This window comes from Massilia scottii (assembly GCF_030846495.1).
Classification (GTDB): domain Bacteria; phylum Pseudomonadota; class Gammaproteobacteria; order Burkholderiales; family Burkholderiaceae_D; genus Telluria_A; species Telluria_A violaceinigra.
In genome coordinates this window covers 376,986-392,361 of the sequence record NZ_JAVCWM010000005.1, presented here as the reverse complement: position 1 = coordinate 392,361, position 15,376 = coordinate 376,986, and the positions used below count along the sequence as shown (strand labels likewise).

Below are 15,376 nucleotides of genomic sequence, written 5' to 3'. Positions count from 1 at the left end.
CTAGGGTACCTCGAAAAACCGGTGCAGCCGTGGCATCATAGCGGCTTAATGCTATCGACCCAATTTCATGATCAAGACGAGTCTGTTTGCCGACCAAGAACGGGAAGCCAAGCTGAACAAGCTTGGTGATGCGCTGAAGGTGATGGAGCAGCATGTCGACTTCGTCGCACTTGCCGATGCGGTTGATAAAGCGGCTCCACGCCCCAGCCGCGAACGCGGCGGCCGTCCCCCATTCCCGACCGAACTGATGGTTCGCGTCTTGCTGATCCAGCAGTTGTTCAATCTGAGCGACGAGCAAATGGAATTCCAGTTGCTCGACCGCCTGAGCTTCCAGCGTTTTGTCGGACTGCGTGCCAGTAGCCAGATACCGGACCGGACAACGATCTGGACGTTCAAGGAGCGCCTGATCAAGGCAGGCGCCAGCGAGAGCATCTTTGACGCGGTCAACCGTCAGCTTTCCAAGCATGGCTACATTGCGCGTGGCGGTCAGATGGTCGACGCGAGCATCGTGCAGACGCCGAAGCAGTCGATGAGCAAAGAGGAAAAGTCGCTCGTTGGAGAAGGTGCCATGCCAATCGACTGGAAGCCTGCGAAGCGCCGGCAGAAAGACACGGATGCGCGCTGGACCAAGAAGCACGGCAAGTCCTACTTCGGCTACAAGGTATCGGCCAACGCAGACAAACGCTACAAGTTGGTACGCAAGATCAAGGTCAGCACCGCCAGCGAGCACGACACGCTGCACTTCGAGGATGTACTCGATCCGGCCAACACGAACCGCAACATCCTGGCCGACAAGGGCTACGTGGATGGCGAGCGCGAGGACAGGCTGACCCGGCAGGGCTGGCGCATGCACATCCAGCGCAAAGGAAGCAAGGACAAGCCCATTTCGGAGACGCAAAAGCGTCGTAACGCGCGCATCGCCAAGACCCGCGCCCGGGTAGAGCATGTGTTTGCCGGCCTGGCCGAGATGGGCGGCAAGGGCCTGCGCACAATCGGGCTGGCGCGCGCCACGCTCCAGCTCAACTGGAAAGTCGCTGCGTACAATCTGCGGCGTCTGGTCTACTTGAGGGAGGCCAGGGTCGAGGCGTTCTGACGCCCGCAGTCCGTCCGGACTGCACAAAATGAGGTTGAGCGCCTGTAAAACGGGTCCGAAGCAGCTCGGCCTGACAGCAAAAAACGCATCCGTCGGCATCGCGACCGGCAGTTACGCGGAATTTGCCGGTAATTCGAGGTGCCCGTCAGTCGATCGTGTGCCGGATGCGGTCTTTGAAGCCTGCCTCAGTAACGCTTATGCCCATGGTCATCCAGTAGGCCCGGCAACGGGCCTGCCTCCGTCACGCCCGCAGCGTTCGCCGTCTTAGTTCAGCGCCACCTGCTCCGGCATCGCCGACGAGTGATGCTTGAGAATCAGCCAGTCCTTTCCCAGCTTCTTGTACACGAAGGTATACCGTGCCTGCACCTTGGCCGGCTTGCCATCCTTGACGATGTCGAAGGTGTACACGCCACTGTCGACCGCGCTATCCCTGCTCAGCATCTGGATGTGACGGGAGTTGATCACGCCGTGCGGCTTCAGTTCCAGAAAATGCACGAAATAATCCTCGATTTCCGCCGGCGTCGTCCGCACGTGGTTCGATACAGTCGGCTGCAACACCGCCTTGGGGTGGTACAGCTTGACCACGTCGGCCGGCTTTCCCGTGCCCAGCGCGGCGTTCCAGCGGTCGAACAGGCCGGCAATCTCGCGGTCCTGCCTGGTGGTCGGCGCGACGGCTTCGTTGCCGTACACCCGCGGCGGCTCCTTGGCATACGCAACGCTGCAAGCGAAGAGGGAAGCGGCAAGGATCAGTTTGTTCATGAAATTCTCCTGTCAAGTCAACGTGGATGGCGCATTGTTTGCTGCGACAGGCACACTATCGCCCCTCGCCGGCGCCTTGCCGTCCGCCGCCAGGCCTATCCGAAGCTCTGCCGTTCGGCATATACTGCGCGTATGCCCCGTACCTCTTCTCCCTCCGCTCAAACCCTGCGCGAGCACTACCGCGAGCAGCAAGCCAATACCGCCCGCCTGCGTCTGCTGCACGAGGCCGGCCAGGCGCTCGCCGCGCGCGAGGCCGCCACCGCGCTGGACGCGATGCTCGGCTTCGCCCTGGCGTTTTCCGCCTTCGACTGCGGCAGCGTGCTGGCCGACGACAACGGCGCGCTGCGCGTGCAGGCCGCGCGCGGCGAGGTACTGCCGGCGGGCATGCGTTTTCCAGCGCAAGGCGCCCTGGCAGCCGGCCTGAAGGATGAGGCGGGCGTGCTGGTCCGGCGCAACAGCGTCAGCCAGATGCTGCTGCCGGCCGGGGCGATGGCCGGCATCGAACTGCTGTTTCCCCTGCGTTCGGCGGGGCGCGCGCTGGGCGTGCTGCAACTGGCCAGCCGCCACCCGCTGCCGGTTCCCGGCGAGGCCGACCTGGCCGCCTTGTCCACCCTGGCCAGCATGCTGGCCACGGCCTTGCCCCAGGGCGGCGCGCGGCCTGTGGTGCCAGCCGCCCAATCGGCCAAGCTGCTCACGCCGCTCACACCGCGCGAGCGCGAGGTGCTGTGCCTGCTGCCGCACGGACTGACCAATGCCGACATCGCCTTGCGCCTGGGCATCGCCCCCGGCACGGTGAAGGTGCATGTGGAACGCATCATCCACAAGTTCGGCCTGGCCGACCGCACCCAGGTCGCCGCCCGCGCGGTCGAACTCGGCTTCGGCCATTCCGGCGCGACCAACCCATGAGCGTGCTGGCGAGCTGGTCCCAGTGGTGGTCGAACCGTTCCTTGCGCGTCAAGGGGCTGGTGCTGATCGCGGTGCCGCTGGTGATCCTGCTGGGCGCGCTCGCTTCGAGCTATCTGATGGGGGCCGAAAGCCGCCGCGCCCAGCAGGGCGTGCAGCGCACCTTGCAGATCCAGCACGACATCCAGGAAGTGCACACTTTGCTGGCCGAGGCCGCCACCGGCGTGCGCGGCTATCTGTTGACGGGGCGCGCGAATTTCCTGGAGCGCTACCGGATTGCCGAAACCGAGCTGCCGCGCACCTTGCGCCGGCTGCGCATGCAGATTCGCGATCCGCAGCAGAACGCCTTGCTCGACCAGGTAGCCGCCCTGGCCGCGAGAAAAAGCGAGGGCTTGAGCGAACTGGTCGCCCTCGGCAATACCACGCCGGCGGCAACGCTGGTGCCGATCCTGGTGTCGAACAAAGTGGTGCTGGACGAGCTGCGCGGCCACATCGACGCCATGCTGGCGCGGGAAGACGTGCTGCGGCGCGAGAGCGAGCGCTTCGCCGACCAGGTCTACATGCGCACGATGGTGGCCACCGGCGTGGCCAGCGCGGCCGGAGTGCTGGGCGCGCTCGTCGTGGTGCTGCTGTTTTCAACCGGCATCGGGCGCCGCGTGCGCGATCTGGCCGATAACGCGGAGCGGCTGGCGCGCGGCGCGCCGCTGGCGCCGATCGCACCGGCCACCGATGAACTGGGCCAGCTGGCGGCGCGGATGGAGCATGCCAGCATGCTGCTGGCCGCGCGCAGCGCCGACGCCGAGCAAGCCTATCGCGAAGCCGAGCGCGCCAGCAAGGCCAAGACCGAATTCCTGTCGCGCACCAGCCATGAACTGCGCACGCCGCTCAACGCGATTCTGGGTTTTGCCCAGTTGCTCGAACGCGATCTCAAGACGCCCGCCGAGCGCGGGCATGTCGGCCATATCCTGAAAGGCGGCCGTCACCTGCTGGCGCTGATCAACGAAGTGCTCGATATCGCGCGCATCGAAACCGGCCATATGGACCTGGAGCCGGAGCCGGTCGAGGTGGACAGCCTGCTGCGCGAAGCGCTGGCGCTGATCGCCCCGATGGCCGGCGAGCGCGACGTGACCTTGGCCGCCCAAGCGCCATCGTCCGGCGTGCACGTGCTGGCCGACCGCAAGCGCTTGCTGCAGGTGATGCTCAATCTGCTGTCGAACGCGGTCAAGTACAACCATCCGAACGGGACTGTGTCGCTGCGCGTCGAGGCCGACGCGCAGCGCGCGCGCATCGGCGTGAGCGACAACGGCCCGGGCATCGATCCATCCTTGCAAGCGCGCCTGTTCACGCCGTTCGACCGGCTGGGCGCCGAACACCGTCCCGGCGAGGGCACCGGCCTGGGGCTCGCGGTATCGCTGCAGATGGTGCGCGCCATGGGCGGCGACATCGGCATGGAAAGCGCGGTGGGGCAGGGCAGCACCTTCCGCGTCGAGCTGCCGCTGAGCGCCGCGGCGGGCCATGCGGACGCGGCGCGGCCGGCCAGCATTGCGGCGCCGCCATCGCAGCGCGCCTGTACCGTGCTGTATATCGAGGATCAGTCCTCCAACCTGGCGCTGGTCGAGATCCTGCTGGCGCGGCGCGCCAACATCACCCTGCTGAGCGCGTCCACCGGCAGCGAGGGCCTGGCGCTGGCCCAGCGGCATGCGCCCGACCTGGTGCTGCTGGACCTGCACCTGCCCGACGTATCCGGACTCGAGGTGCTCGCGCAGCTGCGCGCCACGGCCGGGTTGAGCCAGACGCCGGTGCTGATGGTCAGCGCCGACGCCTTGCCTGCGACCATAGCCGGCGCACTGGCCGCCGGCGCCGCCGGTTACCTGACCAAGCCGCTCGACGTGAGCCTGTTTTTTGCTACCTTGGACCGATTGCTGCCATGAATATTTCCGACCTGCATGCCATGCGGCTCCTGATCGTCGACGACAACATCGAGAACGTCAACATCCTCGAAGACATGCTGACGGGAGAAGGGTTTCGCAACGTCGTCAGTACCACCGATCCGCGCCGCACGCTCGATCTGGTATCGGCGTTCGATCCCGACCTGGTACTGCTCGACCTGATGATGCCGGACCTGGACGGTTATGCCGTTCTGGAGCAACTGGCGCGCCGCACGCCGCCCAACGAGTTTCGTCCGGTCATGGTGATCAGCGCCGACGTGACCCAGGAGGCCCGGAGGCGCGCACTGTCGCTGGGGGCCAAGGATTTCCTGACCAAGCCGTTCGACCTGATCGAGACGATGCTGCGCATCTGCAATCTGCTCGAAACCAGCCTGCTGTACAAGCGCCTGCAAGCGCTCACGTCGCCGGAGCCGCCGCTGCAGCGCTGGCACCCGAAGGCGGACGACTGAGCGGATGGGGCCTGGCGTTTAGTCGGTGTGGAACTCGCTGGCCGAGGCAAACAGATCCCAGGCCGCGATGAACAGCGCCGCCACCACCGGCCCGATCACAAAGCCGTTCAAACCGAACAGCGCCATGCCGCCCACGGTGGAGAGCAGCACCACGTAGTCCGGCATTTTGGTGTCCTTGCCCACCAGGATAGGGCGCAGGATATTGTCGACCAGTCCGATCACGACCACACCGAAGACGCTCAGCACCACGCCTTCCCAGATCGATCCGGTGACCAGGAAATAGACGGCGACCGGTGCCCACACCAGCGCCGCGCCGATTGCCGGCAGCAGCGACAGGAACGCCATCACCACGGCCCACAGCACCGGCGCCTGCACGTCCAGAAACCAGAATATCAGGCCTCCGAGCGCGCCTTGCGCCACCGCGACCAGGATATTGCCCTTGACGGTAGCGCGGGTGACGGCGGTGAAATTGCTGAACAGGCGCTGTTTATATTTGCGGCTCAGCGGAACGGCACTCTTGATACGCGCAGCGAGCGCCTGGCCGTCACGCAGCAGGAAATACAGCAGGTACAGCATGATGCACATGCTGACCATCAGATCGAAGGTGTAGCTGCCCACATGGATGGCCTGGCGCGCGACGGTCTGGCTGACCTGCGACGCGCCTTCCGTCATTTTCTGCTGCAGCTTCGACAGGGTGGTCAGGTCGAAACGTTCCAGCAAATTGACGGCCCACTGCGGCAGGGCAGCCATGATTTTCTTGAAGTAGCTGCCCACGGTCAGGTCGCCGGAACGGACCATTTCGTACACGGTGGCGGCCTGGTCGACCAGGGACACCGCGATCAGCGACAGCGGCAAAATCACCATGACCACGATCGACAGCAGGGTCAGCAAGGCAGCCAGATTGGGTTTGTGATTGGTCTTCTTGAGCAGCCAGCGATTCAGCGGCGCAAACAGGATCGCCAGCACCACGCCCCAGAAGATTGCGCCGGCATAGGGCGCCAGGATCCAGCCGAAGCCGATGGTGACCAGGGCGAGAAGGAGCAGAAACGATTTTTGCTGGAGGGTGTATTGGTGCATAGGAGTTTGCATATGAATTCGATAATTTTCGTAGGGTCATCATAATCTATCCCATGCCCAAGGTGCGTGCGTTGGGATACGCAAGTGCGGCGACTGCGGGGCGGCATTCGCATGACTGATAGAATACGATGTACTTTTTGGCACGCACATGACCAATACAAACTTGAAAAACCTGACTACCGCGATCCTGTTCGTACCGCTGCTGGCCTTCGCGGCGGCGCCGGACACAAAGACCGGTATCGAGACGCGCCATGGCAGGGTAGACGTGAGCGCGGACGCGGATGCCACGCACCTCCTTGTCGCTGGCAAGAAAATCGCAACCATCGGCGCAGGCGGCGCATCCCTGTTTCGCATCCCCGCCATGACGGAGCGAGAATACATCGTCGTGCAAGGCAGCCGCCCTGGTTTGCATTGCCAGTACTCGTATCGGCTGCTGGCATTGTCGGATAGTGCGCCGAAGGTGTCGAAGGAATTCGGCGAGTGCCTTGACCTTGGCGGCACCGGCATGGCCGGGGCCGAGCCGGTGGTGCATCTGAACAGTCGGGTGGACCCGGAAGCCGGCGTCGAAACCTATCAGTGGCAGGGCGATGACGTCATCCTGGTGTTTGAATCGCCCACTCTGTGCGGAGCAGCCGGGTTTCTGGCCCAGAAAAATGCCGCGCCGGTAAGCGCGCCGCGTGACAGGCGCGTCAAGGGCCCCGGACGATTGCAATTCCTGAGCGCTCCCGATGCCGGCTGCGCGATGCCCGGCGTATTTGTGGTGGCGGGCGATCGCGTGACGACCAGCCTGGCTTCCGGTGCGTTCGTGTATGCGAGCTACACCAATCCCAAAAGCGGAAGGAAAGTTCAGGGATGGGTGCCGCGTGAACGCCTGTCCGGCCTGTGATGCCCGCCATGGAAGGCGACTATTTCCGTCATCCCCAACGATTCCCGAAAAACGCGGAAGGCCCTTCTAAACGATAGGAAGTCAACTATAGCCGCACACGCCGAGTGCACGCATTGACGCTGCTATCGCCGGTGATGAATGCGAGCGCCATTCGCCTTCCATCGCGCACATATGTGGCCGTGCCAGTAACAAATTGGATGGTTGTCGAGCGCAAGGATTTACTCCGTTAGTAAAACGCCGGTGTGATGTGGACTCGGAACCGTCATATCTGCCACTGATGCCATGCGCTTCGGTTCCCACGGGCGCAGGCCCTGGTCCTTTGCCAGGCGGATGCGATGCACCTTCATCGCGTCGATGACGTCGAACGCTTGCGCACGGTCGGTCAGCAAGGGCAGGGTTTGTCCTGCTTCAAGGAAGAAACGGTTGCTGGCATCGCTATCGACCGACAGAAAGGCATCGCTCCACCAGTGCGTGATTCGGTCGCTGGCACGCTCCAGCGCACCTTGCGTTACCAGGCGGTTCGATTTTTCATTATTGATCTTTTTGGATGCGGGCATCAGGTTCCAGGCGTCGCCGCAAGGCCAGGCGGCGAAAGGGAAGCAGTGGTCGACGTCGTAATCGTCGCGCAGGCGCTGGCCGGACCAGACGCAATACACTGGCTTTCCCGCTTCCCGAAGCCGGGAGACGGCGACGCGCGCAATACGTGTGTCGCGTTCCGGATCGGCCCATGCAAGCAGGGCGTGCGCAAGCCGGCCACTATCGGGCAGGCGGTTTGCCGCGTACGACACGACCAGGCGTACCCATTCCGATACCAGCACCGGTTCGACCCAGACGTTGTAACGGGTGAGCGCCTGCCATATCTGGAACGGTACGCGCAGCTCGCCAAAGCTCCACAGGAATGGATCGTCAATCACCAGCCTTGACGGAGCCGCCGTCTGGCGCAGGGCATGAATATCGAAAATCGATTCGCTGCTGGCTGGCCAGCACAAATACTTTGCCGGCATCAGGCGAATGGTGCGGGCAATCTCCCACAGGCTGCAGTGCAGATGCCTGGCCGTATCGCTGTCGAACACCGCGCCCACGCGTAATTCGACAGGATGAATCAGGCGCAGGGCATTGAAACTGTCGGTGACAAAGCCTGGTTTGGTGCCCGCGCGCGATACAGGCATTTGTGGCAGACCGTTTTCAATCAGCGGCTTGTACATGCGCATCCAGAACAGCGCGGCCAGGCCCATCGGCAGCGCCACATAATCGGCTTCATGGCGCGCGCAGCCACCAGCCGTATCGGCAATGCGCGCCACGATGCGCAGCAGCGCGATTTTGTAGGTCGATGATTTTTCGTCGACCAGCACCAAGTGGCGCAGCAGGGGCAGGGCGCCGAGGCCATCGTCCGGAAGGCCGAAAATGGCCGTGGTCCATGCGATGCCGGGCCGTCCCAGCCGGTCCGCGCTGTCGCTGGCGCGAAGCAGGCGCAGTCCGAATTGCTGGGCGTGGCCTGATAATTCGTGCAGCGTGACTTCGTACATGGCGCGCGCGGTGTCAGGTTCTCCGAGGCGCAGGCTGATGGCAATGCGCCCGCTCGGTGCCAGCATGGTGGCGAGTTTTCTCAGTGCCCGTGCGCGCGCTGCGGGCGGTACATGCATCCATACCGCCGACAGGAGAATCAGGTCGAACGTCAGTCCTAAGCGTCTTACCTGGGCCAGGTCGGGGAGCGAGTCGGACAGCCAGTGAATAGGCTGGGATCCGTGCAGCGCGAGCGCCTGGCTGCGCATGGCGTCAGATGGTTCGACGGCGACGACATCGTATCCATGGCTCGCCAGCCAGGCGGCATCGCGGCCAGAGCCCGCGCCCACGTCGAGAATCGTCGAACCAGGTGCCGGGAGCAGATCCATCAGCCCGGCGTGTACCTCCTCGAACGACAACGATTCGTATTGTGTAACCAGTTCCTTGGCGTTTTGCTCGTAATGCGTGAACTGGGTCATTGGACTCGCTGGTTATTGTATCGATGTTACCGATAATAGCACCGTGATTGTGTTTGTCGTTTATGCCCTCATGGTGCGGCTGAAGAACACCGTCGGCTGCCCGCAGCGAATGCGGTACAGCTGCGCCGGGCGATTGCTGCCGTGGCGCTGCTTGCCGGGGATTTCTTCAAGAAAATCGCCTTCCTTGACGCGCTTGCGAAAGGCGCTTTTATCGATCGGCCGCCCCAGCACGATTTCATACACGCGCTGCAGATCGGACAAGGTGAATTCCTCCGCCAGCAAATGCGCCGGCAGCGAGGTGTATTCGACCTTGTTACGCAGCCGCTGGACCGCCGTGGCAATGATCATGGCGTGGTCGAATGCCAGATCGATGTCCACGCCGGCCTCGCTGATCGAGTGCCAGCAAGCGGCATCCGCCCCCGCTCCGTGCTGCAATTCGATGTGGCTTGACCCGATCAGCGCAAAATAGGCGAACGTGGCCGACCAGCCGCGCGGATCGCGCGTGCTGCTGCCGAATCCCTGCAATTGCTCCAGATAAGGCGCCGTCACGCCTGTCTTTTCGCGCAGCTTGCGCAAGGCCGTGCCGTCCAGATCGGCGTCGTGCCGCACATCGATGAACCCGCCCGGCAATGCCCATCGCCCCTTGGCCGGATGCGCGCCACGCTGCACCAGCAGCACGTGCAGTGCCTGTTCCCTGACCGTGAATATCACCAGGTCGACACTGGTCAACGGCACATCGAAAGCGTGGACGTTGTAGCTGGCGAGATATTCCTCTTCAGTGAGATCGGCGGTACCCATCGTTTTCCTCGTAGTGGCGAGCGCGGATTTTACCACTTCCCGTGTCTTAGTTGAAAATTCAAACTAAGTTAGTTGTAAATTACCACTAAGTGATTTATGATGCGGCAGCCGCCCGGCGCAACGCTGCTGCCGTGCGGGTTTCACGTCGTAACACATAAAAATAAAAAGGAACACCAATGAGTAATCGAGATTACCGCGCCGGTATTGCGCAGGAAACACTGACCGTGCTGGAGCGCGGGAACTATCAAAATGCGCGCGGAGAGACTGTGTCCATCGCTGACGCCCTGGCGTCCGCCAAGGCGCAGTCGCATCACTATTCGTCGGAGCGCCTGGCGCAACTGAGCGCGGCGCCGGTTGCGGGCGAAGCGAAGACCACGTGTTTTGAAGTACGCAATGAATCAACCCTCGCCGCAGCCCGGCGCGGCATCGCTGAAGGGCGCCTGGACCCGCTGTGCCTCAATTTCGCCTCCGCGAAGAACCCGGGTGGCGGCTTTCTCGGCGGCGCAGAGGCGCAGGAAGAAAACCTGGCCAAGTCGTCCGGCCTGTATCCCTGCATCGTGCAGATGAACGCCCTATACGACGCCAATCGCGCGCTCAGAACCTGCATCTACAACGATGACATGATCTATTCGCCCAAGGTGCCGGTGTTTCGCGACGATGCGTACGCCTTCCTCGATACGCCTTATCTGGCGTCGATCGTGACCGCGCCTGCCGTCAATCGGGGTGCGATTTCCCGCAATGAACCGCAGCGCATGCAGGATGTGGCGCAGTGCATGCTGCAGCGGATCGACAAGCTGCTGGCGCTGGCCCTGCATCACGGTCATCAGGACTTGATTCTCGGTGCCTGGGGCTGCGGCGTGTTCGGCAATCTGCCCGAGGAAATGGCCGGCTGGTTCGCCGCGCATTTGCTGCATAACCCGCGCTACAGGAACGCGTTCGGCCATGTGACGTTTGCGGTGCTCGATCGTAAAGACAGCGGGACGTTCGACGCATTCGATCAGGTGTTTGGGCGGCTGTAAAATTCGTCTATTCCTGGCACACCACGCCGGCTCAATGGCCGGACGCTGACATGCAAGCTTTGATCAATCGGCCGGTATCTGGTAAAACAGTGGTCCGCGCATCCGGCCGCTTTCCGGCCAGGCCGCATATGTATAACTACAAGGAGCGTCATGTCGACACCTCACACCACCATGCGGACTATCCGCGCCGCCGTCGCCCTGGCCATGCTGTCGCTGTGCGCCGCTGTTTCCGCGGCCGAACCGGCGTGGGTCACCAGAAGTAATGCCAACGCCAAGCTTGTGCTCAACGTGATGGCCAAATATGCGCCCGAAAGCGCCAGCGGCCTCGGTGTCGACGGTTACGACGAACAGATCACCGACCTGTCGCGCGACCATTTTGCACAGACCAATAAAGATACCCGCGCCGTGATCGCGGAACTGCAAAAACGCCGCAAAACCGAGACCGACGCCAAGATCCGCCAGGATATCGATATCCTGATCGGCAGCGCCGAAGACCAGATGCGCTCGGCCGCCCTGGAACGCAAGCATTTTGTCCCGTTCGATAATCTGGCCGATCAATTGTTCGGCGTGGTGCGCCAGACGCTCGACCCGCGCATTCCCAAGGAGCGCCAGAAGACGCTGCTGGTCCGGCTGCAGAAATACGCCGGCCTGGCCAAGGGATATCGCCCGTCCACCGAACTGGCGGTCGAACGCCTGCACGAGCGCCTGAAAGCGAACAAGAACCTGATCGGTCCTTTCAAGGATGAAGTGGAGCAGGCGATCAACGACAGCCCGACCCTGATCAAGGGCATCAAGGACCTGCTGAGCAAGAGCGACCTGCAAGGCTGGGAGCCGAGTTTCGCCGCGCTCGAAACGCAGCTGACGGCCTATAACGAGCACGTGAAAAAGCAGATCCTGCCGCGCGCGCGCAGCGACCACCGTTTGCCGGCCGAGGTCTATGCCAATAACCTGCGCCAGTTCGGGGTCGATATCGGTCCGCAGGAGTTGATCGCCAAGGCGCTGACCTCGTTCGCCGAAATCCGCAACCAGATGAATATCACCGCCGGCCTGATCGCGCGCGAGCGCAAGCTGGCCAATCCCGATTACCGCGCCGTGATGGCCGAGCTGAAAAAGCAGCAGATCGCGCCCGACCAGGTCATGCCTTTGTATGCCGACCGCCTGGTACAGATCGAAGCGGCCGTGCGCGCGCAAAATATCGTGTCGCTGCCGGCGCGCAAGGCGGTCATCCGCATGGCCAGCACCGCCGAAAGCGCAGCGCAGCCGGCGCCGCACATGAACCCGCCGCGCCTGATCGGCAACACGGGCGAATATGGCGAATTCGTGCTGACCGCCGGCATGCCGCCCGACGCCAAGGGCAAGACGCTGGCCTTCGACGACTTCACCCATGAAGCGGCAACTTGGACGCTGACCGCGCACGAAGCTCGCCCCGGGCACGAGCTGCAATTCGCCAAGATGATCGAAACCGGCGTCTCGACCGCGCGCGCGGTGTTTGCGTTTAACAGCGTCAACGTCGAAGGATGGGCCCTGTACGCGGAAGCGGAAATGCAGCCCTACGAGCCGCTCGACGGCCAGTTGTTCGCGCTGCAAGCCCGCATGCAGCGCGCCGCCCGCGCCTTCCTCGATCCGATGGTCAACCTGGGCGAGATCACGCCCGAGGGTGTCAAGGACTTCCTGATGGATGAGGTGGGGCTGTCGGAAGGCATGGCCACCCAGGAAATGCAGCGCTACACCTTCCGCGCGCCGGGCCAGGCGACCTCGTATTTCTACGGCTACCAGCGCCTGATGGAAACGCGCCAGGCGGCCGAGGTTGCCCTGCGCAAGAAGTTCAACCGCCAGGCCTTCAACGACTTCGTGCTGGCCCAGGGCCTGGTGCCGCCGGCGCTGCTGCGCCAGGCTGTGCTGCAGGAGTTCGTGCCGGCCCAGCGCTAGACCGATGCGGCCGCAGTGTGCCGCTTAACAACACTCCTTGACTGCGTCGCATGAAGCAGGCTTACAATCGTTCTCATCGGTTAGCCATGTGAACGCTCGTCAAGGAGGATTATCGTGATGTTTTCTGATCTGAAAATTGGTGCACGCCTGGCAATCGGGTTTGGCTTGACGATCTGCATCCTGCTGGTGATGTCGCTGTTCGGGATCAGCCGCATCCGCTACACCAGTTCCCTGACCGACCATATCGTCAACGACCGCTACGTCCAGGTCGAGCTGACCAATGTCATGCGCAGCTACGCCAACCGCGGCGCCCAGTCGCTGCGCAACGCCATGCTGGCGCCCGATCCGGCCCAGTCCAAAACCTTGATGACCGGCATGCTCGATGCCGACCGCACCGGCGCCGAGGCATCCGCCAAGCTGGGCGCGATGATGGTCGCCGACGAAGCGAAACAATTGTTCCAGGATCAGGTCAAGGCCTTCGATGCGTATTTCCAGCTGCGTTCGCAAGCGGTCAAGCGCTTCGAGGCGGGCGAGCGCGACGCCGCCATCCAATTCCTGTTCAAGGAAGTCATTCCGATACAGAACGCGTACTTCGGCCGGCTCGACGCCGTGCTCAAGTACCAGACCGCGCTGATGGCGCGCGACGGCAAGGAAGCGGCCGACGCGTCCAGCTCGGCGGCGCTGATGATGTTGATGCTGCTGGCGCTGGCCAGCGCGATCTCGGCGGTGGCGGGCTTTCTGATCACCCGTTCCGTGACCGTTCCCATCGGCGAGGCCGTGACCCTGGCCGAGACGGTCGCCCGCGGCGACCTGACCACCCGCATCGACGTGACCAGCCAGGATGAAACCGGGCGCCTGCTGACGGCCTTGAAGGACATGGTGGAGGGCTTGACCCGCACCGTCGGCGCCGTGCGCAGCAGCACCGACACGATCACGACCGCGTCCTCCGAAATCGCCGCCGGCAATATGGACCTGGCTTCGCGCACCGAAAACCAGGCCGCCAGCCTGGAAGAGACGGCGTCGTCGATGGAAGAACTGACGTCCATCGTCAGCCAGAACGCCGACAACGCGCGCCAGGCCAACACCCTCGTGGTTTCCGCCGCCGAGCACGCCAACAAGGGTGGCCGCGTGGTCAGCGAAGTGGTCGAAACGATGGGCGCGATCAGGGAAAGTTCCGGCAAGATCGTCGACATCATCAGCGTGATCGACGGCATCGCTTTCCAGACCAACATCCTGGCGCTGAATGCCGCGGTCGAGGCGGCCCGCGCCGGCGAGCAGGGGCGCGGCTTTGCGGTGGTGGCGTCCGAGGTGCGCAACCTGGCGCAGCGCTCGGCCAGCGCCGCCAAGGAAATCAAGGCGCTGATCGACGATTCGGTGGGCAAGGTCGAAAATGGCAGCGCACTGGTCAATCAGGCGGGCGAAACGATGCAGCAGATCATGGGTTCGGTGCGCCAGGTGGCCGACATCATGGGCGAAATCGCCGCCGCCAGCGCCGAGCAGAGCGCCGGGATCGGGCAGGTGAATGTGGCGATCGTGGCGATGGACAATGCCACGCAACAAAACGCGGCCCTGGTCGAGGAGGCCGCCGCCGCGGCGGCGAGCATGCAGGGGCAGGCGGTGCAACTGGCCGAGGCGGTCAGCGTGTTCAAGCTGCATGGCGACGATGCGCAGGGAACGCCGCTGCGCGCGCCGGTGCGCACTGCCGTTGCCGCGCCGGTGCGCGCCAGGGCAGTGGCCAAGCCGGTGGCGAAGGCGGCCGCCAAGGCGCCAGTCAAGGCGTCACCCCAACCCGCGCCCCGGGTCGCCAAGCCGGCGGCCCAGGCCGACGAGTGGGAAGAGTTCTAGCCCGCACCCGCCTTCATCTTGACGTCGAGGCCGGTGAGAATCAGGTCCAGTCCGGCCTCGAAGCGGGCCTCGAAATCCATGTCGAACAGGTCGTCCATCGCCGCCAGCACATGCGGATAGCGTTGCGCCGCCAGTTCCTCGAACGGACCGCGCCGGCTGTCCGCATCGATGGGGGCGGCCGCTGCCGGGGCCAGCGCCTGTTCCTCCATCACGAACCCGAGCACGTAGTACAGGATGGAAAATGCGCCCCAGCCCGCCATGCGTGTGCTGGCGCCCGCCGTGCGCAGCGGGCCGATCATCGACTCGGCCACGCGCAGCACGTTGTCGGTGACCACATAGGTGCCCGCGAACACGCGCGCACCGTCGCGCCGGGCGAGCAGGGCGGCGCGCACCGCCCGCGCCGTGGCGCCGACGGCGTCGCGCCATGAGGCCGGCGCCGCTTCCTGCGCCACGCCCGCCATCAGGGCGTCGGCCATGCCATCCATCAAAACCTGCTTGTTGGCAAAGTGCCAGTAGAGCGATGCTGCCTTGATGTCGAGCGCGTCGGCCAGCCGGCGCATCGTCAATCCCTCCAGCCCGACCTCATCGAGCAAGCCCAGTGCCGTGGCGATCACCGCCTCGCGCGAAATTCCCATGATGTCCTCTTTTTCTTGACAGTCTAACGGTGTTAGGTTTATCTTTGTCACT

The 15,376-nt window shown here is 63.6% G+C and carries 13 protein-coding genes; 8 read left to right on the top strand and 5 right to left on the bottom strand.

Going from position 1 to position 15,376, the window contains the following annotated elements; all coding sequences use genetic code 11:
- Positions 1–67: 67 nt before the first annotated feature.
- The gene (locus RBA41_RS09490) at positions 68–1,093 is read left to right on the top strand and encodes an IS5 family transposase (protein WP_306623343.1); all 1,026 of its coding nucleotides are present in this window, start codon (positions 68–70) and stop codon (positions 1,091–1,093) included.
- A gap of 264 nt (positions 1,094–1,357) precedes the next feature.
- Here the strand turns inward: RBA41_RS09490 and RBA41_RS09485 are convergent, their stop codons facing one another.
- Positions 1,358–1,852 carry an SgcJ/EcaC family oxidoreductase gene (locus tag RBA41_RS09485; protein ID WP_306623341.1) on the bottom strand — a complete coding sequence of 165 codons (495 nt, stop codon included), beginning with the start codon at positions 1,850–1,852 and terminating at the stop codon, positions 1,358–1,360.
- A gap of 132 nt (positions 1,853–1,984) precedes the next feature.
- Here RBA41_RS09485 and RBA41_RS09480 point away from each other — a divergent pair, with 132 nt between their 5' ends.
- The 3 genes from RBA41_RS09480 to RBA41_RS09470 are packed head-to-tail and all read left to right on the top strand — an operon-like array spanning position 1,985 to position 5,153.
- Positions 1,985–2,758, top strand: a complete 774-nt coding sequence (locus RBA41_RS09480; protein WP_306623340.1) for a helix-turn-helix transcriptional regulator — start codon at positions 1,985–1,987, stop codon at positions 2,756–2,758.
- The gene (locus RBA41_RS09475; RefSeq protein ID WP_306623338.1) at positions 2,755–4,686 is read left to right on the top strand and encodes an ATP-binding protein; all 1,932 of its coding nucleotides are present in this window, start codon (positions 2,755–2,757) and stop codon (positions 4,684–4,686) included. Before RBA41_RS09480 ends, RBA41_RS09475 begins: the two co-directional genes overlap by 4 nt.
- The gene (locus tag RBA41_RS09470; protein WP_306623337.1) at positions 4,683–5,153 is read left to right on the top strand and encodes a response regulator; all 471 of its coding nucleotides are present in this window, start codon (positions 4,683–4,685) and stop codon (positions 5,151–5,153) included. Before RBA41_RS09475 ends, RBA41_RS09470 begins: the two co-directional genes overlap by 4 nt.
- Before the next feature lie 18 nt (positions 5,154–5,171).
- Here RBA41_RS09470 and RBA41_RS09465 read toward each other — a convergent pair whose 3' ends face one another.
- Positions 5,172–6,230 (bottom strand): AI-2E family transporter, encoded by a 1,059-nt coding sequence (locus RBA41_RS09465; protein WP_306623335.1) that lies wholly within the window; start codon positions 6,228–6,230, stop codon positions 5,172–5,174.
- Between the two features lie 148 nt (positions 6,231–6,378).
- Between RBA41_RS09465 and RBA41_RS09460 the strand changes: the two genes are divergently transcribed.
- A complete protein-coding gene (locus RBA41_RS09460; RefSeq protein ID WP_306623334.1) occupies positions 6,379–7,116 on the top strand; it encodes a hypothetical protein in 738 nt (245 codons plus the stop codon).
- Positions 7,117–7,334: 218 nt separating this feature from the next.
- On the opposite strand, the gene RBA41_RS09455 is transcribed toward RBA41_RS09460, so the two are convergent.
- Both RBA41_RS09455 and RBA41_RS09450 read right to left on the bottom strand, forming a co-directional pair.
- The gene (locus RBA41_RS09455) at positions 7,335–9,098 is read right to left on the bottom strand and encodes a class I SAM-dependent methyltransferase (RefSeq protein WP_306623333.1); all 1,764 of its coding nucleotides are present in this window, start codon (positions 9,096–9,098) and stop codon (positions 7,335–7,337) included.
- 60 nt (positions 9,099–9,158) lie between these two features.
- On the bottom strand, positions 9,159–9,896 hold the full coding sequence (locus tag RBA41_RS09450; protein WP_306623332.1) for an NUDIX hydrolase: 738 nt from the start codon (positions 9,894–9,896) through the stop codon (positions 9,159–9,161).
- A 176-nt stretch (positions 9,897–10,072) separates the two neighbouring features.
- On the opposite strand from RBA41_RS09450, the gene RBA41_RS09445 reads away from it, so the two are divergent.
- The 3 genes from RBA41_RS09445 to RBA41_RS09435 all read left to right on the top strand — a co-directional run bounded on the left by RBA41_RS09445 (position 10,073) and on the right by RBA41_RS09435 (position 14,689).
- Positions 10,073–10,915, top strand: coding sequence for a TIGR02452 family protein (locus RBA41_RS09445; protein WP_306623331.1), 843 nt, complete (start codon positions 10,073–10,075; stop codon positions 10,913–10,915).
- A 150-nt stretch (positions 10,916–11,065) separates the two neighbouring features.
- The gene (locus RBA41_RS09440; RefSeq protein WP_306623329.1) at positions 11,066–12,844 is read left to right on the top strand and encodes a DUF885 domain-containing protein; all 1,779 of its coding nucleotides are present in this window, start codon (positions 11,066–11,068) and stop codon (positions 12,842–12,844) included.
- A 117-nt stretch (positions 12,845–12,961) separates the two neighbouring features.
- Positions 12,962–14,689, top strand: a complete 1,728-nt coding sequence (locus tag RBA41_RS09435) for a methyl-accepting chemotaxis protein (RefSeq protein ID WP_306623357.1) — start codon at positions 12,962–12,964, stop codon at positions 14,687–14,689.
- On the opposite strand, the gene RBA41_RS09430 is transcribed toward RBA41_RS09435, so the two are convergent.
- Positions 14,686–15,324, bottom strand: coding sequence for a TetR/AcrR family transcriptional regulator C-terminal domain-containing protein (locus RBA41_RS09430; RefSeq protein ID WP_306623328.1), 639 nt, complete (start codon positions 15,322–15,324; stop codon positions 14,686–14,688). The two genes, RBA41_RS09435 and RBA41_RS09430, sit on opposite strands and share 4 nt — an antisense overlap.
- Positions 15,325–15,376: the final 52 nt, after the last annotated feature.